The sequence below is a fragment of the Paraburkholderia sp. genome (assembly GCF_036488795.1).
GTDB lineage: Bacteria > Pseudomonadota > Gammaproteobacteria > Burkholderiales > Burkholderiaceae > Paraburkholderia.
Window position 1 is genome coordinate 1 of the sequence record NZ_DASXHA010000166.1, and the last position, 24471, is coordinate 24471.

21 protein-coding genes are annotated in these 24471 nt (G+C 61.5%); 14 read left to right on the forward strand and 7 right to left on the reverse strand.

Features of this window, described 5'->3' with window-relative positions; all coding sequences use genetic code 11:
- Positions 1-1547, forward strand: a 1547-nt coding sequence (locus VGH41_RS23810; protein ID WP_331600107.1) for a nucleoside-diphosphate sugar epimerase/dehydratase, incomplete at its 5' end; no start/stop codon positions are given.
- 71 nt (positions 1548-1618) lie between these two features.
- Here the strand turns inward: VGH41_RS23810 and VGH41_RS23815 are convergent.
- Positions 1619-2719: a glycosyltransferase gene (locus VGH41_RS23815; protein ID WP_331600108.1), complete on the reverse strand. Its 1101-nt coding sequence runs from the start codon at positions 2717-2719 to the stop codon at positions 1619-1621.
- 201 nt (positions 2720-2920) lie between these two features.
- Here VGH41_RS23815 and VGH41_RS23820 point away from each other — a divergent pair, with 201 nt between their 5' ends.
- The 3 genes from VGH41_RS23820 (at position 2921) to VGH41_RS23830 (ending at position 5725) form a co-directional block, all read left to right on the forward strand.
- Positions 2921-3304, forward strand: a complete 384-nt coding sequence (locus VGH41_RS23820; protein WP_331600109.1) for a hypothetical protein — start codon at positions 2921-2923, stop codon at positions 3302-3304.
- A 258-nt stretch (positions 3305-3562) separates the two neighbouring features.
- Positions 3563-5215: a methyl-accepting chemotaxis protein gene (locus VGH41_RS23825; RefSeq protein ID WP_331600111.1), complete on the forward strand. Its 1653-nt coding sequence runs from the start codon at positions 3563-3565 to the stop codon at positions 5213-5215.
- 237 nt (positions 5216-5452) lie between these two features.
- The gene (locus VGH41_RS23830; protein ID WP_331600112.1) at positions 5453-5725 is read left to right on the forward strand and encodes a hypothetical protein; all 273 of its coding nucleotides are present in this window, start codon (positions 5453-5455) and stop codon (positions 5723-5725) included.
- A gap of 46 nt (positions 5726-5771) precedes the next feature.
- Here the strand turns inward: VGH41_RS23830 and VGH41_RS23835 are convergent, their stop codons facing one another.
- On the reverse strand, positions 5772-6998 hold the full coding sequence (locus VGH41_RS23835) for a glycosyltransferase (RefSeq protein WP_414696705.1): 1227 nt from the start codon (positions 6996-6998) through the stop codon (positions 5772-5774).
- A gap of 301 nt (positions 6999-7299) precedes the next feature.
- Between VGH41_RS23835 and VGH41_RS23840 the strand changes: the two genes are divergently transcribed.
- Positions 7300-9348, forward strand: coding sequence for an acyltransferase family protein (locus VGH41_RS23840; RefSeq protein WP_331600114.1), 2049 nt, complete (start codon positions 7300-7302; stop codon positions 9346-9348).
- A gap of 237 nt (positions 9349-9585) precedes the next feature.
- Positions 9586-10533 (forward strand): LysR family transcriptional regulator, encoded by a 948-nt coding sequence (locus tag VGH41_RS23845; RefSeq protein WP_331600115.1) that lies wholly within the window; start codon positions 9586-9588, stop codon positions 10531-10533.
- 17 nt (positions 10534-10550) lie between these two features.
- Here the strand turns inward: VGH41_RS23845 and VGH41_RS23850 are convergent, their stop codons facing one another.
- From VGH41_RS23850 to VGH41_RS23860, 3 genes are all read right to left on the reverse strand, one after another.
- Positions 10551-11858: an Nramp family divalent metal transporter gene (locus VGH41_RS23850; RefSeq protein ID WP_331600116.1), complete on the reverse strand. Its 1308-nt coding sequence runs from the start codon at positions 11856-11858 to the stop codon at positions 10551-10553.
- A 79-nt stretch (positions 11859-11937) separates the two neighbouring features.
- A complete protein-coding gene (locus VGH41_RS23855; protein ID WP_331600117.1) occupies positions 11938-13194 on the reverse strand; it encodes an oxalate decarboxylase family bicupin in 1257 nt (418 codons plus the stop codon).
- Between the two features lie 469 nt (positions 13195-13663).
- Positions 13664-14845: a porin gene (locus VGH41_RS23860; protein WP_331600118.1), complete on the reverse strand. Its 1182-nt coding sequence runs from the start codon at positions 14843-14845 to the stop codon at positions 13664-13666.
- A 247-nt stretch (positions 14846-15092) separates the two neighbouring features.
- Here VGH41_RS23860 and VGH41_RS23865 point away from each other — a divergent pair, with 247 nt between their 5' ends.
- The 7 genes from VGH41_RS23865 (at position 15093) to VGH41_RS23895 (ending at position 22352) form a co-directional block, all read left to right on the forward strand.
- Complete coding sequence (locus VGH41_RS23865; RefSeq protein WP_414696706.1) at positions 15093-15971, forward strand: nitroreductase; 879 nt, start codon at positions 15093-15095, stop codon at positions 15969-15971.
- Positions 15972-16154: 183 nt separating this feature from the next.
- On the forward strand, positions 16155-16736 hold the full coding sequence (locus VGH41_RS23870) for an NAD(P)H-dependent oxidoreductase (protein ID WP_331600119.1): 582 nt from the start codon (positions 16155-16157) through the stop codon (positions 16734-16736).
- A 95-nt stretch (positions 16737-16831) separates the two neighbouring features.
- A complete protein-coding gene (locus tag VGH41_RS23875) occupies positions 16832-17440 on the forward strand; it encodes a methyltransferase family protein (RefSeq protein WP_331600120.1) in 609 nt (202 codons plus the stop codon).
- A 360-nt stretch (positions 17441-17800) separates the two neighbouring features.
- Positions 17801-19498 (forward strand): PAS domain-containing methyl-accepting chemotaxis protein, encoded by a 1698-nt coding sequence (locus VGH41_RS23880; RefSeq protein WP_331600121.1) that lies wholly within the window; start codon positions 17801-17803, stop codon positions 19496-19498.
- A gap of 13 nt (positions 19499-19511) precedes the next feature.
- Entirely contained in the window at positions 19512-20345 is an 834-nt protein-coding gene (locus tag VGH41_RS23885) for a protein-glutamate O-methyltransferase CheR (protein ID WP_331600123.1), read from the forward strand.
- Positions 20338-20820 carry a chemotaxis protein CheD gene (locus tag VGH41_RS23890; protein ID WP_331600124.1) on the forward strand — a complete coding sequence of 161 codons (483 nt, stop codon included), beginning with the start codon at positions 20338-20340 and terminating at the stop codon, positions 20818-20820. The genes VGH41_RS23885 and VGH41_RS23890 overlap by 8 nt, the downstream gene beginning before the upstream one ends.
- A gap of 14 nt (positions 20821-20834) precedes the next feature.
- A complete protein-coding gene (locus VGH41_RS23895) occupies positions 20835-22352 on the forward strand; it encodes a chemotaxis protein CheW (RefSeq protein WP_331600125.1) in 1518 nt (505 codons plus the stop codon).
- 73 nt (positions 22353-22425) lie between these two features.
- Here VGH41_RS23895 and VGH41_RS23900 read toward each other — a convergent pair whose 3' ends face one another.
- Positions 22426-22803 carry a darcynin family protein gene (locus VGH41_RS23900; RefSeq protein ID WP_331600126.1) on the reverse strand — a complete coding sequence of 126 codons (378 nt, stop codon included), beginning with the start codon at positions 22801-22803 and terminating at the stop codon, positions 22426-22428.
- A gap of 77 nt (positions 22804-22880) precedes the next feature.
- On the opposite strand from VGH41_RS23900, the gene VGH41_RS23905 reads away from it, so the two are divergent.
- Complete coding sequence (locus VGH41_RS23905; protein WP_331600128.1) at positions 22881-23504, forward strand: TetR/AcrR family transcriptional regulator; 624 nt, start codon at positions 22881-22883, stop codon at positions 23502-23504.
- Positions 23505-23582: 78 nt separating this feature from the next.
- Here VGH41_RS23905 and VGH41_RS23910 read toward each other — a convergent pair whose 3' ends face one another.
- Entirely contained in the window at positions 23583-24371 is a 789-nt protein-coding gene (locus VGH41_RS23910; RefSeq protein ID WP_331600129.1) for a hypothetical protein, read from the reverse strand.
- Positions 24372-24471 lie beyond the last annotated feature (100 nt).

Here is a 24471-nt window from a genome sequence, read left to right on the forward strand (position 1 = left end):
CGCTACTGCTGTTCCTCGCCATGGGTGGTTCGCGCGCACTGTATCGCGCAACCAAAGAGTTTTACCTGTACGGCGGCCTGGTAGGCAAAGGCAAGCCGGTGGTGGTGCTCGGTGCCGGGTCGGCGGGCGCGAGCCTTGCCCGCGAGTTGTCGCGCTCCAGTGAATGGCGCCTGGTGGGCCTGCTGGATGACGATGTCGCGAAGCATGGTCGCGAAATCTATGGTTACAAGGTACTGGGTGCCATGAGCGAACTGCCGCAGCTGGCGGAATCGCTGAAGACCGAATACGCCATCATTGCGATTCCGTCGGCGTCGGTGGAAGCGCAGCGGCGCGTCGCTACGCTGTGTGTGCGGGCAGGCGTGCGGGCCATGGTGCTGCCGGCGCTGACCACGCTCACGCAAGGGCAAGCCTTCCTGTCGCGGGTGCGGCAGATCGACCTCGAAGATCTGCTGGGCCGGGATCCCATCAAGATCGACACGCCCCATGTGGAAGCCCTGCTGCGCAATCGCGTGGTGATGGTAACGGGAGCGGGAGGCTCGATCGGCTCTGAACTGTGCCGTCAGATCCTGCGCTTCGAGCCGGCCCAGCTGATTGCCTACGATCTGTCCGAATTCGCCATGTACAAGCTCACGGAAGAGCTGCAAGAACGCTTTCCAGGCTTGCCGGTCATTCCTGTGATCGGCGACGCGAAAGATTCGCTGCTGCTCGATCAGGTGCTCTCGCGGCACGCGCCGCACATCGTATTTCACGCGGCCGCTTACAAGCACGTACCGCTGATGGAAGAGCAGAACGCGTGGCAGGCGGTGCGCAACAACGTGCTGGGCACCTATCGCGTGGCGCGTGCGGCGATCCGTCATGACGTGAAGCACTTCGTCCTGATTTCGACGGACAAGGCCGTCAACCCGACCAACGTCATGGGCGCGAGCAAGCGTCTCGCGGAAATGACGTGCCAGGCCTTGCAGCAGACCAGTTCGCGGACCCAGTTCGAGACGGTGCGCTTCGGCAATGTGCTGGGTAGCGCGGGCAGCGTGATCCCCAAATTCCAGCAGCAGATTGCGAAGGGCGGTCCCGTTACCGTGACTCACCCCGAGATCACCCGCTTCTTCATGACGATTCCGGAGGCTTCGCAACTGGTGTTGCAGGCGTCGAGCATGGGACGTGGCGGCGAGATTTTCATTCTGGACATGGGTGAGCCGGTGAAAATCGTCGACCTGGCGCGCGACCTGATCCGGCTCTACGGCTTTAGCGAAGAGCATATCCGCATCGTGTTCACGGGCTTGCGGCCGGGTGAGAAGCTCTACGAGGAGTTGCTCGCCGACGACGAAACCACCACGCGTACCCCGCATCCCAAGCTGCGTATCGCCCAGGCACGCGGTACCCCGGATAACCTGCTCGACGAGTTACTGCCCTGGCTCATGCAGCATCGTGTGCCGGCGGACGACGAAGTGCGGCGCGATCTGCGCCGCTGGGTGCCCGAGTATCAACCTACGCTGGCGCCACCGCTGCAAAGCGTGCCCGGTGTCAGCGGGATTCACGCTTCGCGATAAAGAGAACTTCGGCGTGCGCCTGACGGCCGCGCCGGCCAAACAAAAAAGGCGCGCGAGGCGCCTTTTTTTGCTTACCGCCGACCCTTCCTCACCACCAGCCACCTGGGCGACTTGAAGCGCACGATGCTCACATAGAGCCACACGTAGGTCGCCGCGAACACCATCACGAAGCAGAACAGGTGCAGCGTGTGCCGCCAGAACAAGGTTGCCGGCACGACAGCCACGAGACACAGCAGCCAGAGATACGGCGAAGTCAGCGAATTGCGCCGCGTCAGCTCGCGCGCTGTCCGTGTGCCCACGGCCCAGCGCATCAGGCGCTTGTACACCAGCATGTGCAGGTGCACGCCGTCGGGAATGCCCGGTGACATGCCTCGAATGAACTTCTTCCGGTAGATCGAGAAGCACGTCTCGAAGATCGGGTACATGAACAGCAGAACCGGATACCACGCCGACACGTCGCGGTTGCGCATCACCAGCATGATCGACAGTTCGGCGAGCATGAAGCCGATGAAATACGCGCCGCCGTCACCGAGAAAAATCAGCCCGGCCGGAAAATTCCAGATAAAAAATCCCATCACCGCGCCCATCATGATGAGCGATGCGGACAGCACGACCGGGTCCGATACTTCGAACGCCACATAGGCGAGCGAGGCGAACATCATGAATGCGACCATCGACGCCAGGCCGTTGAAGCCATCAATGATGTTGACCGCGTTTGCGAGGGCGGCCACGGCTAGCACGGTGATCGCGCAGGAAATCACCGCGTACGACAGCAGAAAGTCGAGCGGCGGCACGCTGATGCGCGTCACCGCGATATCCAGCAGGAAGTAGGCGAGCGCGGCCGCTGCCATGGTGCACACGAGTCTTGCGAGCGGCGAAACCCGCTTGGTCAGGTCTTCGACCAGCCCGGAGCCGAACGCCGGCAGCCCGCATGCCGTGAGCCCCAGAATCCCGCCGGACACGGCGGGGTAGGCGTGATGCAGCTGCAGGGCCGCCACCACCAGTCCGAGCAGGATGCCGGTTCCGCCAATCCGCGGCACCGGGGCCACGTGAAATTTCTGAACCCCGGCGAGGTCGGTATCGGTGGAGAATTTTTCATGCAAATGCGCATAGCGCACGATCAGCAGCGTGACCAGCAGTGAGACGAGAAATCCGAGCGCGAAACTAAGCATGAAAGAGAGCCTGTGCGAAGACGCCGAATTATACAAACGAAACTCGCGTGCCCCGAAAAGCGGGCCAGTTCCGGCGCGCGGCTGATTCCGGACGCAGCGTGCCCCTCGCAGAACCGGCCCAGCGCGCGCGGCAGTGAATCTGCACGCGCCGAGCCACTCATGCATACTCTCGCTTTTCTCTGATTGGATCGAGTTGGACCTATGTTTGGCAAACTAGCCGTTGCTGTCATTGCGCTTTCGCTCGTCAAGAGCGCGTGCGCCATTGGCACTTCCGGACCCATCGTGATGACGGGCATCACGCAAATGGCGGACACCGCCGAACTGCGCTTCGATCCTGCGCCTGCGGACACCGGCACGCTCGTCATCCTCGGCGACCACAGCAAGACACCGCAGCAGACGTATCGATTCGTCTATAACCGGCTGGCACCGTACGGTACCGTCGACCCCGAAGTCAGCATTTCGTTTGCCGACAAGCACACGCTGACCATCCTGTGCGACGCGCTGTCGGACAACTGCCGGTCAACCGATTACGTGACCGAAGGCGCGGCGACTTTTTCGATGATGTGGAAACTCACGCGGCGCTAACGCTGCGCGACTGGCGAAGATCCCTCGCGCCGGCGCCGGCTCAAAATAGTCAGCGCGCATACCCCAGCGTCACACCTGCCGTTCTCGCTCGGGCTCCCACATAGTGGCAGCCGACTGCCCGGAAACCCTTGCCTGTCATGGATTCCACCTATCCAGCCCAGCTCGCGAAGCGCCGATATACCAAAGGCGGCGAAGCGCGAACGGGGAGGTCCAGGTTGTGTGCCGCGCGACATGGACGTTACGGGAGAGGGAGATACGGTGCTAAATAACATTACCATTCGTGGCGGCTTGACGCTGGTCATCAGCGTGTTTGTCGCGTTTCTGCTGATCGTGATCGGGGTCGGCTATGGAGCGCTCAAACTGGCCAGTGATGGTCTGCAGAACGTACAGCACAATTCAACGGCGCTCTCGCATCTGAACGCGAGCTCCGCGAAGCTGCTTCAGGCGCGGCTGGCACTCGGCAGCTACGAAACCTTGTTCAGTGTCGGCAAGCAGACGGACGATCTGCTGCCCGCCGCGCACAAGGTGCTGATCGAATCGAACAACGATTTCCAGAACTACGTGAGCGGCCCGTTCGGCAGCGACGAGGAGCAGCGGCTGGCGCAGGCCGTCCAGAAGGCGCGCTCTGCCCTGGTCGATGAGGCGATCGAGCCCGAATTCAAGGCACTCTCCGATAACGACTTCAATACCTTCCGCAACATCCAGGGCGAAACCGCCAATACCTTCTACGCCAGCTATGCAAAGGCGATCGACTCGCTGGAGCAATTGCAAACCGACAATCAGCAGCGTCAGGCCGCAACGGCGGCGGCGCGTTTTCGTGTCGCGACACTGGTGTTCGGTGCGATCGGGGCGGTTGCAATCGTAATTGGCGTAATGGCGCGGGTCGGCTTGTCCGCGGCCGTGCTCAAGCCGGTGAATCAGACCATTCGCCACTTTCAGCGGATCGCGGCCGGCGATCTGACGGTCGCCGTCAAGGTGCGCTCGCGTAATGAAATGGGGCAGTTGCTGGGTGCCCTGACGCAGATGCGCGATGGGCTGGTCGACACGGTTTCCAAGGTGCGCGGTAGCACCGGCGCGATTACGCAAGGGGCGAATGAGATCGCCTCCGGTAATGCCGATCTGTCACGCCGCACCGAACAGCAAGCCGCCGCACTGCAGGAGACGGCGGCCAGCATGGAAGAGCTGTCCGCGACGGTCAAGCAAAACGCCGACAACGCGCAGCACGCCAACCGGCTCGCGCGTGGCGCACTGGAGACGGTGACCCGTGGCGGCAGCGTCGTGGGTCGTGTGACCGAAACGATGGACGGCATTACGACTTCGTCGCGCAAGGTGGCGGAGATCATTGGGATGATCGAAGGGATTGCGTTTCAGACCAATATCCTTGCGCTAAACGCTGCTGTGGAAGCGGCGCGCGCGGGTGAGCAGGGGCGTGGCTTTGCAGTGGTGGCCTCGGAAGTGCGCAGCCTCGCGCAGCGCTCCGGGACGGCGGCCAAGGAAATCAAGGAATTGATCGGCGAGTCGGCGGCGAAGGTGCAGCAAGGCTCGTCGCTGGTCGCCGAGGCGAGCAAGACCATGAGCGAAGCGATGCAGTCGGTGCAGAGCGTGACCGGCATCATGGGCGAGATCGAAGCGGCCGCACTCGAGCAGAGCGAAGGGATCGCCCAGGTGAACAAGGCGATTACGCAAATCGATGAGGTGACGCAGCATAATGCGGCGCTGGTCGAAGAGGCCGCTGCGGCGGCCAGGTCGCTGGAAGAGCAGGCTGCAGTGTTGCGGGACGCGGTGGCGGTTTTCCAGTTGGACCATGATGACGCCGCGGCGGCGCGGGGCCTTGCATCGACGGCATATAGCGGGGACGAGAATGTTGCGCAACCCCTAGCGCGGCGGGCAGCGTCTCTGCAGACGGTGTAGGCGGGGCGGGGAGCGGAGGCTCCCCTTGGCCACCTATCGCAAGGTCGCGGACACCTCGTGAAAAGGGACGCATCCGCCGGGTCATGCCGGCTTGACATACTTTCCAGGCTCGCGCCCCGCTACAATCGCATAGCCGGACGTCGGTGGTGATCGTCTTCTCCTATGCCAAACTCTTCCTATTGCTGGTTCCGGGGCTACGCATCCACCGTGGCTCATTCCTCGCGGTGGCGAGTCACAATGAAACGCGGCACGCTGCTGGCCGGCCTGAGCATGCTGGCCGCCTGCACGTCAGTCTCGGATGTCGGCTCGCGGCAGGACGGGCACTTGACCCTGAGCAGCCGGGCGCGCTGCAGTCTCACGTCGTGGAACCATGTCAAGAACGTCGGACTCAAGCACGCTGCAGCTTATTGCAAAGCACAGAAGTCGCAAGTGCATGTGGTTGCCGTGCATACCGAAGGGGTGTGGGGAGTGACTGACCAGGTGGTCGAAGTGGTATTCGACTGTTACTGATGCGCTCATTGATGCAGACGCGTACCCGCTACGCGCACCAGCCCGATCAGGCCGCCGCCACCGACTCGACAAAGGCCATCAACCGGCTATTGCTCTCTTCTATTCCGTAGTAGGCGGCCCTCGAACGCGCCGCCGCGGCTGACGCTTCGCGAGCCGCATGGTCCATCAGCAGACGTGCCATCGCCTCGGCCATCGCACTCACGTTACCCACGGGCACGAGCGTGCCTGCCTTGCCTCCGGCCAGGATCTCGCGCGGGCCGGTCGGGCAATCGGTCGCGACAATCGCCTTGCCGATCGCTAGCGCTTCCAGCAGCACCATCGGCATGCCTTCATATTTCGAGCTCAGTACCAGCAGCGACGCGCGCGCCATGATGGGATACGGGTTGTCCTGGTGCCCTGCAAAATGCACCCGTCCATGGATGCCCAGTTCGAGCGCCAGTGTCTGCAGTTCTTCGCGATACGCGCCATTGCCGACAATCACGAGATGCTCCGCGACCGCGCGATGCTGCAGCAGCGCGGCAAACGCACGCAAAAGCGTCCGATGGTCTTTCTGAATCTCATCGAGCCGCGCGACGGAGACGATGTACGGAATACCGTGCGCAATGATCTGACCTTGCTCATTCGCCAGCGACGCACGTTCGCGGATTGCTTCGATATCGATCGCATTCGGCAGCACGATGACGCGCTCCAGTTTGCCATCGAAAATCCGCGCGGCTTCGTCGGCCATGTGCTGATTCAGCGCGGCAATGCCGTGATAGCGCTGGTATTGGGTCAGCAAGCGGCCGATCTTGCGCGGCTTGCCGCCAAGGCGTGCGTCAAAGCTAAAGTGATTGACGCCTAGCCATGCCACGCCGAACCGACCGGACAGCCGCCGTAAAGACATGTCGAAATCGACGATGACGTCGACATTGCGCGTCAGTTGTTCCACACGTTTTGCTACATAGGGACGCACGGCCAGCGTGGTGTGGATATCACGCGCAACGCGCCCCAGTTTGCTCAAACGCTGCTCGTATCGCTTCGCCTGAAAATATCCCAGCCACGGACGGTCCACCAGAATCGCTACTTCAATATCCGTCGGAATGAGCGCGCGAAAGCGTTTCTCGTAGGCGGGCGAGGTGTACATCACCGACAGCGTTATTTGAAAGCGAGCCCGATCGAGAATTCTCAGCCATTGGATCAGCGACGACTCGATTCCACCGTCGATGAAATCGGTGATGTGAAAGAGAACGCGCACGCGTGTCTCATCGGTGGGTAGCGGACGCTCAACGGACATACGCTTGATCGGGCCGGGACGAAGCTGGGAAGACTTTAGCACCCGGATTGACGCGCACTAGCGCAAGCCGTGCGCGATGTCGTGAGTCGCCAACAAAAGGACTTCGCCTCGGCCTCGCAGCAGCACCGTCACCTCTGCAAGCCAGTGCAACACGAGTGCGCCCGACTTTGCATTCGCGGGGCCGCCACGGGTCAGTCCTGATTATCCGGATACAATGCCGGCCGGACAGTTAGTCTTTTTCCGCCCTTTTTTGTCCGGAAAATCCAGAGAAAACGATCCGTATTCATTGATCCGAACCCCCATGCAGCAAGTGACTTCCGAGCGCGGAACCCATCTTCCCCAGCACTACCGCCCCGATATCGACGGGCTCCGTGCCATTGCGGTATTGGCTGTCATGCTGTGTCACGCCGGATTTGTACGATTTGCCGGGGGCTTTACTGGCGTCGACGTGTTTTTCACCATCTCCGGCTTCGTCGTCGCCAATTCGATTCTCGGCGACATCGGCCGCAACACGTTTTCGTTCAAGGCGTTCTACGCGCGCCGCGCCAGGCGTCTGATGCCCGCGCTCTATGTGATGCTTGCCGCCACGTTCGTGTTCAGCGTGCTGTTCTGTTTTCCCGAGGACACCTTCCAGCTCGCCAAGAACATCCTCGCGGTGTCGACGATGACATCCAACATCTTCCTTTCGAAGCAGACGGGCTACTTCGATACCAAGGCGGCGGATCAACCCTTACTGCACACGTGGTCGCTCTCCGTCGAAGAGCAGTTCTACATCGTTCTTCCGCTGCTTCTGTTCTGGCTGCACAGAAAGTCGTGGATATGGGCGATTGCCGGGCTTTCCTGCCTGGCAGCTGTTTCGTTTGCCTTCGCAACGTATGAAGCTCATCGAGGCTCGGTTGGCGCCTATTACTTCGCGCAATATCGGGCATTCGAGTTTCTGGTTGGCGTGCTGCTGGCCCTGTTTGAGCTCAAGCGTCAGGCGGCGAGGCTCGCGCTGTTCGACGCAGTATTTGTCGTCGGCATCGCATTGATTCTGGGCGGCGTGCTGGGGCTGAGTCGCGAAAGCCAGTTTCCCGGACTCGGGGCCCTGTTGCCATGCGGCGGAGCGTTGCTCACGATTTTTGCAGGCCGTCGCGCGAAAGTATCGGCCTGGCTGTTGTCTAACCCGCCAATGGTCTTCGTCGGCAGGATCTCCTATCCGCTCTATTTGTGGCACTGGCCCGTCTTTTTCGCGCTAAGGCGCTTTGATATCGCAAGCCCTGCGACGTATCTGGTCGCCATGGGGGTAGCAGGTCTGCTGTCGGCGCTGACCTACTTTGCGGTCGAACGGCGTGTACAACTTCTGCGTATGACGGCGAGTCGCGCGCTTGTCTGCTTTCTCGCGATTCCCCTGCTTTCGACCGGTGTGCTGGCGGGAACCGGCAAGCTGACCGACGGCTTCCTGTTCGCCTATCCCGCGAAGATCCGCGCGAACGTGCAATGGTCGGGTACCGCGCTCTTCGATATGCCTCGCGCAAAGAAATGCTGGTCGCAAGTCGCAGTGACGGACGAGTCTAACTGTCTGCTCGGTGACGCCGCAGCGGATAACAAAGGCGTCGTATGGGGCGATTCTCACGCTTACCACCTGATCTACTTCTTCGACAAGCTGGGTAAAGAGCGGCACATGGCGATTCACGATATGGCGTTCACGCTGTGCCCGCCGATCGAAAACGAGCCGCCGCTGCCGGGCGACAGCTCGCTGATGGAAAGTCACTTGCAATGCGTCCAGCACGATAAGGCTGTCACGGACTACGTTCTGTCGCGCAAGGACATTGGGACGGTCTTCATGTCGTCGGCGTGGCAAAACTATCAGAATCTGACGGTAGGGCCGAACGCGCAACCCAACAGTCATGGCTTCATGCCGGGCGAACTGGAGAGTGAACTGGGCAACACCATCGGCAAGCTGACTGCGGCCGGCAAACATGTCGTAGTGCTGAACGACGTGCCGATGATTCCGATGAACCTGATCAATTGCGACTTCTACAACGAGCTTTACGTGCCGTTTCGTCGCCAGAGCTGTCAATTCAGCGCCGACATCGCCCACGCGCAGCACCAGCCGATCCACGCAATGCTGGAGCGGCTGAAGGCCCGCTATCCGCAGATCGATATCCTGCACACCTACGACGTCCCTTGCGAAAACGGCATCTGCAAACTGGACTTCGACGGCCTGCCGATTTATCGTTACAACGATTATCACCACCTGAGCCTCGCCGGTAGTTCGCTGTATTACGGCAAGTACCAGGAAAAGCATCCTCACGAGCTCGACAAGATTCTCGGCCAGCGCTACGTGCGTGTTTCACAGCCGGGTTGAGAGGGCGCGGAGATCGGTCCGATCGAAGCTGCGGCTGTCCGGACGCCATGGAATTCGCTTCGATCCCGGTTGACTCAGGGACAATCCGTCGCACGCCGAGCGTCCGGGAACCCCGAGCCGCCGCCTCCATTTCTGCTATATAGGTAGTTCTGGAGGCACCCCACACCCCATGGGCCGCCTCTCCGATCAAGCCGCACACCCCACGCGCAACGCTTCTCTGTCGCGAGGAACCCGATTGTGAAGAATGCAACCCTGCGTCAACTGAAGACCTTCGAAATTGTGGCTCGCCGCCTGAGCTTCTCGCGAGCAGCGGAGGAACTGAATCTTTCACAACCTGCCGTCTCGACGCACATCAGGCTGTTGGAAGAACACGCCGGCGTGTCCTTGTTCGAGCAGCTCGGCAAGAAAATCTTCCTGACGCTCGCCGGCCAGGAAATGCTGCGTTATAGCAGCGCGATCATCGAACAGTTCCGCGAAGCGGAAGAAGCGATGGAGCGCATGAAAGGTATCGCAGGCGGTCGCCTGAACGTCGGCGTGATCAGCACGGGCGGTTATTTCTTCCCGCGCCTGCTGGCTGAGTTTACCCAGCGCAACGCGGGCATCCAGCTGGAACTGACCGTCGAGAATCGTGACGAGCTGTTGCGTCAGTTAAGCGAAAACCGCATCGACTTGGCCGTCATCGTCGCCGCGCCCGATGAACCGATGATCGTCACCACGGCCTTTGCTCCGCATCCCTTTGTGATTGTCGCCTCGCCCTCGCATCCTTTAGCGGGCAAGCAGCGTATCCCCACCGCGGAGCTGGCTAGCGAACGCTTCATCGTGCGCGAGCGCGGCTCGGACACCTGGCATTCCATGGATGAAGTTTTCGCCGGCGATCTGGGCCGCACGCAGGCGCCGATGGAAATCAGGAACACCGAGACCATCAAGCAGGCCATCATTGCCGGCATGGGCATCAGCTTCCTGTCCGCACATACGATCAACCTCGAAGTGCAGGCGGGTCTGCTGACCATTCTGGACGTGGTCGATTTCCCGATCCTGCGCCAGTGGGGCGTGGCACATCACGTCGACAAACGGCTCGCTCCGGTTGCGCTCGCCTTCAAACATTTCCTGATCGAGGAGGGCGCAGCGCATATCGCGAAGCTCACCGGTGTCGGCGGAACGGGGTGCATCAATACGACGGTTTAGCTTGTCGAGCGCCCCGCTCAAGACACCGTCTGCCAGATCAGCACGCCATTGAGCATGACGATCAGGACCGTTGCGACGAGTGCGGCGCACACGGTCTTCTTGCCTACGACAAAGTCGCCCATCACGCTACGGCGTGAGGACAGCACCACGAGGGCAACCAGCGGCAGCGGCAAAACGAGGCTCAAAACCACCTGACTGCCGATCATCGCGTCCATCACGTTGCCATGCAGACCGACCACGAAGGCCGGCACCGCGGTGATCAGCCGCCTTACCCAGATGGGGATTCTGAAGCCGACGAAGCCCTGCATGATCACCTGACCGGCCATCGTCCCCACTGCCGAACTCGAAATGCCCGAGGCCAGCAGCGAGACCAGAAACACGGTCGCGGCACCCACGCCCAGCAGCGGAATCAGCGTGTGATAGGCGACGCTGACATCGGTGACACCCGAGCCGGATTTGCCGAACACGGACGCCGACATCATCACCATGGCGAGATTCACGAAGGCGGCGAAGCCGAGTGCAATCACGACTTCCTTGTTTGAGAAGCGCAGCAGCCGCCGACGTTCGCCGTCGTTACGCGCAAGCGTGCGATTCTGGGTTAATCCGGAATGCAGATAAAGCGTGTGCGGCATGATCGTCGCACCGATGATGCTCACCGCGAGAGTCACAGCCGGCGCACCATGCAGATGCGGGACGACGGTGCCCAGAAGCGCCGCGTGCCAGTCAGGCGGCGCGATCACGAGTTCGCACAGGTAGCTCAGACCGATCACCGCGACGAGACCGGCAATCACCAGTTCGAGCGGACGAAAGCCGCGTTTGTCGAGCGACAGGATGGCGAAGGTGACCACACCCGTGACGCTCATCCCGACCATCAGCGAGACGTGGAACAGCAGCGAGATGCCCAGTGCGCCGCCGAGGAATTCGGCGATATCCGTGGCAATGGCCGCTACTTCCGAGGAGATCCACATGCCGATCACAACCGACGGCGAAAACTGCTCGCGGCACAGTTCCGCGAGATTACGGCCGGTGACGATGCCGAGCTTCGCGGACATCGCCTGAAACAGCATGGCTACGAGGTTTGCAAGCAGCACCACCCACAGCAATTGATAGCCATACGTCGAGCCGGCTTGCAGGTTGGTCGCAAAGTTACCCGGGTCCATATAGCCGACCGACGCGATCACTGCAGGCCCAAAGAACGGCAGCAAGGCTCGCAGGCCTTTGCGACGTCCGTCGAGTGACGCGCGCACCGCAAGCTCGGTCTGCAGCGTCGTGCTGCCGGCCGGCCCGACGCCCGCCTGGATCAACTTGAAAAGTGGTGACGTCATGTTGGTTGAAGACTCTTCGAAATGAGGCAGGGCAGTTGACGGGCACAGCGCGCATGCGCCGTGCCCGTGACCGTGCGGATCAGAGCGGCAAGATGTCCGGACGGTTGTTCGGGAAGCGCGCGAGATCAGCGGCGCTGATGTTCAGCGTGTCCATGATCATCTGCGGCGGCGTGTGCGTCAGCCAGTCGGAGAGCGAGACTTCCGCGAAGTGATCGGTTTTGAAGACTTCGACCATCACCAGATCGGTGTCGCCGGTGTTCTCCACGTAGTGCCCGAGGCTTTTCTTCACGTAGCCGATATCGCCGGCACGGAAGTCGGCAGTCGCCGCCTTCGGGCCCGTGTCGAATACCGTCATGCGGCCTTGACCCTTGATGTAGTACTGCCATTCGTCCGCGTTCGGATGCCAGTGCATTTCGCGAATTCCACCCGGCTTGACCGTGACCAGCGCCGCGGCGATGGCTTGCGATGCCTTGAAGTTTCGGCTGTCGGCGATCTGCACCATGCCGCCTTTGGTTTGCTTGACCGGGGGCAGGTCGCTCAGCGAGAAGATGAACGGATGCATCGGCGCGCCGAGCGGGCTCGCCACGGCACGTTGCGCGGCCTCCAGCGGACCAGGGTCGTTGCCCTGGAAGATCCACAGGTTGTCGATCGGGATGTTCTTGAACACATCGACCGGCACGTTGAAGTTCTTGGCGAGCACATCCGGCGGCGTATGGGCCATCCAGTCCGTCACCAGCAGCGTGTTGAATTCGGAAGCGCGGCCGTTATCGAAGGCGATCACGAATTCGGCGCCGCTCGGGCCGAGGCCTTGCAGCGAGTGCGGCAGGCCCGGCGGGAAGTACCAGAGGTCGCCGGTTTTCACGTCGGCGACCTGCGGACGGCCTTGTTCGTCGAGGATCGTGATGCGGCACTTGCCGTCCACCATGATGGCCCACTCGGCTTGCTGGTGCCAGTGCATTTCGCGGGTACCGTTGGCCGCCAGACGCATGTTCACGCCGGAGATGTCTTCCGAGATCGCGAAGTCGTCCTGCGTCACTTCACGCGCCCAGCCGCCGTTCTGATAGCGCTTGTGCGCGTTGTTGAACGACGCCCAGAAGAGCGGCATGCCGTTGACGTCGGTGGCGGGCGGATTCTGGAAGGACGGGAACTGGTTCGCGATCGCGGGATTCTGCGGGCCGGGGTCGGTGCGGCTCGTCAGGCTTTTTGCGTTGATTTCACCTTCAGGCGGCCGGTCGGGATTGCCGAACGAAGCGGCTTTGGCGGTTGCGGCAACGCCGAGCGCGGCGGCCCCGGCGGCCGCGCCGACCAGCATTTTACGTCGTGACAGATCAGTCATGGTTTGCTCCTTTCCGTTGTGGAAGCTGATTAAACAAAGCGGAGTGTTTTACCGCCTGTAATTCGACCGGTTATGCCAGGATCAGATGATTGGCCGATTATCGAAGGCAAAATCCCTATGCGAAATGCTCAAGCCGTTTCGGGCGAATTGACTGATAGGCCAATTCGCCTTGTCGACGCTCAATGAGCTAATCGTTCATCCGGTTCTGGCCAGACAGGCTGTACCGTTGAAGACGATGATAAGGGGCGGTCGTTTCGAAAGATAATTGTATTTCTGGAACGAAATGATAACCGTCTTAATATGATAACCGGTTAATTAACCTTAGGAAAATTTCAAGCCTGCCGTGATGAAATATCGGAAATCAGGATATTAATAATTATTTAATATCACGGCAGACCCGGCCGGTCGGATGCGGCAACGCTGTGCAGAAGGCGGCGACAAGGAAAGGGGCGGGACGTGCGGGCTCTTGTCAGAATTGATGGCGCATGCCCGCCACGAACAGCAGCTGGCGATTATTGGCAGAAGGCGTCACGTTGAACATCGATGCATTGAACACCGAATTGCCACCGCCGCCGCTAACGGTCTGATAGAGGCTTTCGACATAGAGGTCGGTATGGGGGCTTAGACGGTAGTCGGCCTGCACGATCGCTTCGTGCCACTTCGGAGTGAGGCTCGAGGATGACGATTCGAATCGGCCATCCGTGTAGGTGTACGACGCGGCAAGGCTAAGCGCGGGGGTAACGAAGTATCTGCCGTTGATTTCGAAGTTGTCGAAGCTGAGCTCGTTTCCGACCAGCGGCACGAGATTGCCTCCCTGCCAGACACTGGTGACATCTCTGGTCGCGGAATGGGTCCATACCAGTCCGACATCCGCTGCACCGAATTTATATTTACCGCCGAGGCCCCAGATCTGCTCGCGGCCGCCCGTGATGGTGGAGTCGCCATCGCTGGTCGTGACCGCGCCGGCCGCGTTGTAGTTCGCGGCGCCGGCCGAACGATTGATCTGCAAGTAACTTGCGGCGAGCGACACGGGGCCGTTGTCGTATTTCGCGCCCATGCTATAGGCACTGTTATTCGAGAACTGACCGGCATCGTTCGAAAAGCCATACATGGTACCCACGGTCAATCCGCGGTAAGTGGGGCTTTCGTATCGCACCGAGTTCTGAATGCTTTGATGTCGGATCATGTCGTCGTTGTCGAACGGATGCGAGGCGAGATTTCCACCCCAACCCCGACCTTCGGCACTTTCAGTAGAGAGCCACTGGGACATGAAGCTGTACTGGCGCCCAACGGTTAGGGTTCCGTAGGTTTGAGACGAGAGGCCAACGTAAGCCTGGCGGCCGAACAGCACACCGGAATTGCTAAGCTTGCCGTTGGCACTTGAAAAGCCATCCTCAAGACGGAAAATCGCCGCGACTCCACCGCCCAGGTCTTCGGATCCCTGCAAGCCCCAACGCGATGCGTGCGTTCCGCCGCTATCCATTTCGACCCCGGGGCTACCTTGCCCCGGCTTGCCGGTGGCCATGTTGTTTCCATAGATCAAGGCCGTATCGATCACGCCGTACAACGTGACGCTGCTCTGTGCGTAGCTCGTTCCTGAAAGCAAAGTGCCGACTGCTGCGGCAAGTATTAGTTTTTTCATATCACTCATCAAATGAACCGGATGCCGTGGGCTGTCTATCGACATATACCTACGGATATAACGACGGCGGAAAAATTGGCGCGACCAGCGCGCCATCTATGGAAAATCAACAAGAGGACAAGTCAGCTCGCAAGCTGTCAAGAACACGTCAGGAAAACGTCAAGAACACGCCTTAGCCATGCTTGAGCGAAGCAGTGCCAGCGCGCCGGCCCTGGTGATCCGTTGCATCAGACCTCTCGGGCGGAATCTTAAAGTCATGAACTGGCCAGCGACCGGTGCAGTCACGGGCTTCTGCGAAGAGCACAGTTCGGATCTTCGTATCAATGGCACACGATCCTGTCTGCTGCAAGTTCATCTTGCAGCCTTTTCATCACGGAATGCGATTCTTCTATGCCATCATGGTCACACCATTGACACAGATATTCTTAACGCCGCGGAGACCGGCCCTGACATGTATTCGGATGCCCCTATTGTCGATTCTGTTATCCGGTCACGGAAAGCCGTTCGCGTCTTTCGCCCAGACGCTGTTTCCAGACAGGACATTGCAGACATTCTTGATGTAGCACGCACCGCGCCCAGCAATTCGAACACGCAGCCATGGCATGTTCACGTGCTTGGCGGACGGGTCAAACGCCAATTGAGCGATGCGCTTGCGGACGCCCACACCGCTGAGGCGCATCCTCCGTTGCAACACATGCCGGAGCCGTTGCCCGATAAGCACCGGTTGCGGCAGGAGGAGTTTGGGGTGCGCTATTACGGCGCGCTAGGTATCGACAAGGCGGACGTGGCCGCGCGCTCCGTCGCGACCGCTCGGAACTTCGATTTCTTCGGTGCGCCGGTCGGCCTGATCTTCACGATCGACAGGTGTTTGAAAAAGTACAGCTGGCTCGACTACGGCATGTTCCTGCAGACCATCATGATCGCCGCTCGTGCGCGCGGTCTCGATACCTGCGCACAGGTGTCGATTGCACGCTTTCAGGATGTCATCGCAACCCATCTCGATCTCGAACCGGGTTACGACGTCGTGTGCGGCATGTCTCTGGGTTACGCCCAGGAAGAGTCCATTGTGAACCGGCTCGCAATGCCGCGTGCTCCTGTCGATCAGTTCGCGAGATTTGCCGGATTCGACGAATAGATCTTCGCGGCGGTACGTCCTCGCCGCGCCGCGCCGTGTGGCGCCCACCCGGTCGGGTCTGAACGCTCCGCAGCATTGGCGTCGTCTATCCGTTGACTCATGCGTCAATCTGCTCATGCGTCAATCTGTTGAGGCAGCTCATTCTTTTTGTCTCGTTGTTTCCAATCCTTTTTATTGAAGATCATGACTATCAAAGTTCTTGCTCTATGCGGAAGCACTCGCCGCGATTCGTTGAACCGTAAGCTTCTCGAAGTGGCCGCGCGTGGCGCGCTCGACGAAGACGGCGAGGTGACGTTCATCTCGCTCGCCGACTATCAACTGCCGTTCTACGACGGCGACTTCGAACAAGAGTATGGGGTGCCGGAGCAGGTGAGAGAACTGCAGGGATTGTTGGCCGAATGTAACGCGCTTCTGATTGCATCACCCGAATACAACGGCGGATACACGGCGCTGCTGAAGAACGCAATCGACTGGATCAGCCGGCCTCGCAAGGGCGGTGAGCCGGGCGTTCTGCTGTTCGCGGAGAAGGCTGCGGCGGTGGTCTCCGCATCGCCGGGCCCGATGGGTGGCATCCGTTCCATGCTGGGGATGCGCAGTGTGCTCGAGAAGCTGGGCGCCATGGTGATTCCGCAAGGGTTCTCGCTTGGCGCCGCGCATCGGGCATTTGCGGAAGACGGTAATCTTGTTGACGGAAAAGCCGGCACCGAGGTCCGGTCGGTCGGTGCAAGTCTGATTCGCGTCGCAAGGCAACTGTCCCGGCAATAAGGCGGCCCGGCCCGGTGCGCGCAAGACTGACGGGTCTTTGGAAATACCATGCAAGGGCGATGCGCCGGGACATCTTTCACCTACATCCATTTCCAGTGACTAACGAGATCCTTTGGCGGTACGTACCGCTGATGCACGCGCTGATGTTCGGCACAGCGGCTGTCGGCAGCCGCATATTTCTGGTCTTGAGGAAGGGTGGTTCACATCCCGTCTCGTTCACGTTGGGTGACGACGCGCAGAATTGGGTCGCGCGCAGCTTCTACGTAGGGTTGCCCGTGGCTGACGCAGCGTTCCTGGTGATCTATGGCCTCACAGGTGCGCATGGGCCATTCGTTTTCGATGGATTGCCTCGCCATCATGCGATCCGATGGATCGGCGCCCTGAGTCTGGTCGTTTCCCTCGTCTGGGTCGTCTGGTCGCAGGCCGCGATGGGTAGTGCATGGAGGATGGGCGTGAACGACCATGCGCCCACCGAGTTGATCATGAATGGACCCTTCGCTATTTCGCGGCATCCGGTCTACCTCGGAATCAGAGGGTCGATGGCTGGACAACTTCTCGTGCTGCCGACATGGCCTGTATTGGTGTTCTGGCTCGTGTCCGAGGTGCTGGTTCAGGTGCAAGTCAGATTCGAAGAAGCGCGCATGTTGAGCATGCACGAAACGCGCTACGCCGCTTATTGCGCACGTGTGCGCCGCTGGCTCTAAAGGGCGCCCCGGAAATGGATTCAGCTGGCTGGCAGATTAATACTTTCAAAGCGAATGCTAAACCCCTTCAGTTCACCTGGAAAACCGCCTGCAAGCCAGGGCGGGTAAGCGAGAAAAGTTTGCGAACCGCTCAAGATGCGGGCTACCCCGATTAAAGCTGGCGCTCCTCCCAGCCGATATCCCTCCTAGCGGCACAGTGAAGTGTCAGGCAGCGACGGTGGCGGTCGTCTGCAGGGAGGCACTTCACGGGTGCGGCCACGACTATATAACCTGAGAGAAGACACGACTGGGTCTCCCCCGTGAAGAGCGGAGGTGCCAGCGCGTTTTGGCTTTTCACAGACGTTCACGAGGGGGAACGAGGTGGAACATTCAACGCCCGAGCGGCAGCTCGAAATGCACGAACTCAGCGCGGTCAGCGCGGCACTGCACCGCGTGCAAGCGGTCATCGAGTTCGATCTGCACGGCATTGTCCTGCACGCCAATGACAATTTCCTGAAGACGCTCGGCTACACGCTCGAAGAAGTGCGTGGCCAGCATCATCGAATGTTCTGCGATCCCGCCTACGCCGATTCCGTCGCCTACCGTCAGTTCTGGGAAAAGCTCGGCCGCGGCGAATACGATCACGGCGAATATCAACGCGTGGGACGCGGTGGCCGCGAGGTCTGGATCAACGCGTCGTATAACCCGGTATTCGATGCGGGCGGCAAGCCCTACAAGGTCATCAAGTTCGCGACCGATATCACCGCCGCGCGTCAGCAGACCGCCGAATACGAAGGTAAGGTGCGCGCCATCGACCGCGCCCAGGCCGTGATTGAATTCGATCTGTCCGGCAATGTGCTGTTTGCCAACCAGAACTTCCTCGACACGCTCGGTTACCGGCTTGACGAAATTCAGGGTAAGCATCACCGCCTGTTCTGTGAAGATGCCTACACGGCCACTGCCGAGTATCGGGATTTCTGGGCCAAGCTCAATCGCGGCGAATTCGATGCCGGCCGCTACAAGCGCCTCGGCAAAGGTGGCCGCACCGTGTGGATTCAGGCCAGCTATAACCCGATCTTCGATGTCGCCGGACGCCTCTCCAAGGTCATCAAGTTCGCCACCGACGTGACGGCGCAGGTCGCGCTGGAAGACCAGGTGCGCCGGCGCGCCGAGGACGATCAGCGTAAGGTCGCGGCGCTGCTGGAGGTGGTCAGCCAGGCCGCTGCGGGCAATCTGACGGGCGCGGTGGAGATTGCCGGCGACGAGCCGATCGACCAGCTCGCCGCCGGCATCAAACGCATGATGGACGACCTGCGCGGCGTGATCGGCAAGGTCGTCGAATCGGCCGGCGGCTTTACGAGTTCGTCGCAGGACATCGCCGGGCGCGCGAATACGGTCGCGAGCGGCGCGCAGTTACTGGGCGCGACCGTAGAGGAAATGAATGCGTCCATCGAAGAACTGACGGCGTCGATCAATTCGATCGCCGACAACTCGCGCAGCGCCGACAACCTCGCCAAAGATACGCAGCAGGAAGCCGAGCGCGGCGCGAAGGCGATTGCCCGTTCGATCGAAGCGATGGACCTGATCAACAAGTCGTCCGAGGACATCAGCGAGATCATCAAGGTGATCGGCGAGATTGCCAGCCAGACCAATCTGCTCGCGTTCAATGCGGCCATCGAAGCGGCCCGCGCCGGCGAACACGGTCTGGGCTTTTCGGTGGTGGCCGACGAAGTGCGCAAGCTTGCCGAGCGCTCGTCGCAGGCGACCAAGGAAATCTCCAAGCTGATCAACGAATCGGTCAAGCGCGTCGCGCAGGGTAGCGAAATCTCAAAGCAGGCCGGCGAAGCCTTCGACAAGATCGTGGTCGGCGTGAGCCGCACCACGCATGCGATTTCGGAGATTTCCTGCGGTGCCGACGAGCAGTTGATCGCCGCCCGCGAGGTCAGCGCCGCGATCCAGCAAGTTGCCGAGGAGACCGAGAAGTCCGCCGGCGCCTGCGACACGATTGCGCGCGCCAGCGCCACGCTGATGCAAGGCGCGCAAACGCTCGATCAGACCGTCACGCGCTTCGTCGTCTAACGCAGGAGGCGTCGTGGACACGGATCGTGAAGTCGATCAGGCGACCCGTCGCGCCTTTTTCGATCAGGTGCGGCGGCATACCGGCATTGCGATGAGCGAGCGCAAGTGGACCTTGCTGGAAGGCCGCTTGCGCCGGCGCCTGCGGGAACTGGCGCTACCGGATTACCGCGATTATCTGCAGGTGCTCGAAGCGAAACCGGAGGAGGTGAACGATTTCATCGATCTCGTCACCACCAACGAGACGTCGTTCTTCCGCACGCCGCGCATCTGGGAGTACTTCGCGCAGCAATTCCTGCCGCGCTGGTTCGCCGCGCGCCCCGACATGCCGCTGCGGGTGTGGTCGGCGGCGGCGTCGAGCGGCGAAGAGGCGTACACGGTGGCGATGCTGTGCGAGGAGTTTCGCCTCGCGCATCCGGGCTTCCGTTACCGCATTCTGGCCACGGATATCGCGGACGGCATCCTGCGCAAGGCGGCCGCTGCGCAGTATCGCGGCCGCAGTATCGAGGGACTCGCGCAGACGCATCCCGAGTTGCTGAAGAAGTACTTCAGCGCGCACGAGGAGGGTTTCTGCGCGGGCCCGGCGTTGCGCGCCAACCTCACGTTTCGCAAACACAACCTGCACCAGCGGCCTCGCGATCTCGGCGTGTTCGACGTCACGTTGTTGCGCAACGTGCTGATCTATTTCGACGCCGAGGGCCAGCAGGCCGTGCTCGAAAACGTGCGCCGCGCGATGGCCCCCGGTGGCGTCCTGATCGTCGGGGAGTCCGAATCGCTGAGTCGCTTCGATATGGGCTTCGCCTTCGAGCAGCCGCTGATCTACCGCAACGGGGAGGGCGCCCGTGACTGAAACACGCGAAATTCTGGTGCACATGTGCGCGATCGGCATTGGCAACGGTATCGATCACGACGTGTTGCGCGCCACGCTCGGCTCCTGCGTGGGAATCGGCCTGTTATGGCGCGAGCGCGGCATCTACGGACTCGCGCATTGTCTGCTGCCCGACGCGCAAAACCGGCCTGAAGGGCTCGGCGCCAAATATGTGACGCAGGCCGTTCCGTCGCTGCTCGCCTTGATGCAGGTGCAGCGCGCTTCGCACCATGCACTCGAGGCGGTGCTCGCCGGTGGCGCAAATATGGTGCATTACGTGCGCCGCCCGAGCCATGCGCCGATTGGCGAGCAGAACGTACGCACGGCGCAGCAGCTGCTCGAAACACTGGGCGTGCGCGTGGTGCATACGGATGTCGGCGGCGAATGCGGCAGGCAACTGCTGATCGATTGCCATGAGCACGCATTTGTTGTGAAAAAGATTGCCCGCACTCTCTAACCGGGATTTCCGTCATGGACCTCACCCGCAACGCTGCCGCAACGACCGGCACGCCCGCCGTCGAACTGTTCGGCTCGTTCCATCTCGGCGAGACCGAACTGGCGCTGCCGGTGGCGGCCCTGCAGGAAGTGGTCAATTATCCGGCGGCGGTCACGCCGGTGCCGCTCGCGCCGGCTCATCTGCTCGGCCTCTTCAACCTGCGCGGCACCCTGATTCCGATCGTCGACCTGCGCCAGTTGCTGCATCTGCCGGAGCGTGGCGAGCGCTCAGCGAGCAAGATCGCCATCGTCGAACTGGGCGATGCGCGCGTGGGGCTGCTGTTCGATGCGACCGGGGAAATTCTGCGCGTGCCGGCCGCACAAAAAATCGCTTTCGACCGCCCGGACAATGCGCCGCTCGTGATTTGCGGCGCGCTCAAGCTGAACGACGGCGACCGGATTTTGCAGATCCTGTCGGCGGCGGCGCTGCTCGGGCTGCCGGATGTGCCGCAACTGCATCACCGTGCCGCTGCCTCAGGGCGGCGCGTGCAGCCGCGGCGCCAGACTGTCTCGTTTCGGGTCGCCGGCGCGCATCTGGCGCTGCCGATGGCGGCCATCCAGGAGATCATCCGCGTGCCGGCAATGCACCCGTCGCCGCTCGCCGACGCGATCTGTATCGGCATGCTGAATCTGCGCGGCACGACCCTGCCGGTGATCGACTTCACGCGTTTCATGGGCCTCGCTCGCGATGACGCAGCGGCGCCGGATGAGGCCGCGAGCGCCGACGAACGGCGCATCGTCGTGCTCAGCCAGAACGACGTTCACGTCGGCCTGATGGTCGACGAAGTGCGCAGCATCGTCGCCTACCGCGACGACGAGTTGATGGCGATGCCGGCCTACAGCCGCCGGCACGTCGCGCTGTTCGCCGGATGTCTCGGCAACGAGGGGCGCGACAGCATCATCCTGCTGAATCCGGACGCCCTGTGCGCGCACGAGCGGATCGCGGCGATCGCACGCGGCCACCACGATCTGTATCGCAACCGGCCGCAGACGGGGGCCACCGCCCGCGAACGCAGCCTCGCGCGCGAGACCTACGTGACGTTTCGCCTGATTCATCTGTTGGGTGTACGCATCGGCCAGTTGCGCGAGGTGATCGACTACTCGAATGACATCGTCGTCACGCCTGGCACGCCGGCATTCGTGCGCGGCGCGCTGCAACTGCGCCGCGAACTGGTGACGGTGATCGACGTGCGCGCCATGTACGATATGCCGCCGTACGACGACATGACGCACGCGAAGATCCTGATCGTCGAGCATCGCGGCGAAAAGTACGGACTCGTCGTGGATGCGGTCGACAATATCGTGACGATCGAAGCGGCCAGCCGCATTCCGGTGCCCGCCATGCTGACGCGGCAGCTCGGCAATGGCTTTGGCAACGGCATGAAGGAGGCGGTGGAGCTGCCCGGCCGCGGCACCCTGATGCTGATCGATCCGGCGACGCTGTGCGAGCGGGCGGCGGCTGAGGCTGACGCTGAAGCCGGTGTAGAGGCCTGAGCCGCAGTCCCGGGACGAGGGCGCACTTCCAGCAATTGACGAGTGCCGGATAGCGCGCCCGCGCCGCAGTCGTTCAAGCAGCCAGCATGGCCTGATGATGCCTGCGCGCATCCTCGTTTTCGACGGCCGGCAGAATCTCCACGATGTCGAAAAGGCGATCCCAGATGGGGGTGTCGCGCAACGCTTCGACCACGCGCTCATACGCCTCGCGATCGGTCACTTCCCACATCCAGACGTCGGTGACGCGGGTCGAATAGAACTCGGCGTCGTAGTACCGCAGACGAACCTGTCCGGCGTGCTCGCGCAGGATCGGCGCCATGTGTTCGCGCATCAGGCGCACGCGCTCGTCGCCCGCCAGCGCCAGCCATTCGGGTTGGGTTTTGACGAGCATGAAGACGGTCAGGATGATCGGTGCAGCGCCTTGTTCAGCGCCTGTTTGCGGGTGAGTCATGTGGGCTTGTTCCGTTCGGGTGGAGGGAGAAGCTAGAATATGAGTATTCGCTCGTATTCACTACTCGCTTTCCAGCCATGCCTCGCAAACCCGCCCATGATCCGCTCGCGCCCCGCAAGGCGCCACTACAGCGGCGCTCGGCCGCCACCGTCGACGCGATCGTCGAGGCGGCGGCTCGCATTCTCGAGACCGAAGGGCTCGACGGCTACACCACCAATGCGGTTGCCGAGCGGGCGGGCGTCAGCATCGGTTCGCTTTACCAATACTTTCCGAATCGCGATGCGCTGACCGCCCGCCTGATCGAACGCGAAACGGCGGTTTTGCTGCAGCAGGCTCGCGAAGCTGCACAGGGCGGCACGTGCGCAGCGGTGCTGGAACGGTTGATCGGCGCCGCGGTGGAGCATCAGATGCGGCGCCCGGCGCTCGCCCGCATGATCGACTTCGAGGAGCGGCGCCTGCCGGTGGACGAACAAAATCAGCGTGTCGCCGGCATTTTGCAGCAGGCGATCGTCGACGCGTTGCAGCTCGACGATGCGCCCAGGGTGGCCGATCGCGAATTGGCCGCGCAGGATGTCCTGGCACTCGCGCACGGCATCATCGATGCCGCCGGCGAGCGCGGCGAAACCGATGCGCGAGGCTTGCTGCGGCGCGTGCGGATCGCGGTGGCGGGGTACCTGGTCGGGATCGCGGTGGATAGTTGATACCGGCGCGCAAGTGATACCGGCGCGGGCCGCTGGAAGCCGGCCGCTGCCGTTGCGTCGCCGCTTACAGCGCGCGTGTCAGGGCGTGGCTTCCGGCCTCAACCCCGCCGTCGGTTCTTGCACGGATGCTTCTTGCGCCGCCGGCGCTTGCCCGACGGTCGCAATGCCGCAGAACCAGTCGCCATTGCGCGGCGCATAGCTCCAGCGCGCGTCCTGTTTCAGGACCGTGTTGCACTGCTCGTGCAGGACGATGCCCGGATCGGCTGCGGTGCATTCATGGGCAATCAGGGCAATCTCGGGTTTGGCCTCTGTGCTGGCCTCTGTCTTTACGTCGGAGGGGGCGTCTGCGCGTGTCCTTGCAGTTTCCTGTACGGTTGTCTCCGGCAGCGCCGGCGTTTTCACATCAGGCTTCGCCTGTACGGACGCTGCTTGCCGCGCTGCTTGCCGCGCTTGTGCGAGCTCGCCTCGCTCAACAGGCGTCTCCGGCTCAGCGGGGATATCGCGCGGGCGAGGTGCTGCCTGCAGCGGCACGCCGGAACGGTCCTGCTGCAGGCCGGCAAGCAACTCTCGCAGTTCCGCGATGCGGCCGTTGTACCAGGTATTGAGGCAGGCTTCGTCGCTGCAGTTGGCTTCGCGCCACACCCACTTGCTATCGCTGTCGGCGCGGAAGGCCTTCGGGTTCGAGACGCGGCGGCGGGCTTGCCAATACAGCTTGCCGAGCTGGTCGTCGAGCTTCGACAGATCGGCGTGATGGCAGATCATCTGCTCGGTGACCGAGCGGCCCTTGCTGCAATCGAAGCTGGTCGCGTGGACCAATGAATGGACAAGCAGCAAGCTGGCGAAACATACGGTGCGGTATATCTTCATGGCGGTCCGGGCAAGTCACTGGTTCGGTCGTGCGACGAATGATCAGCCCGGGCGGCCCGCATGCAGACCGCAAAAACAGCCGCACTTCCTGATCTGCTTA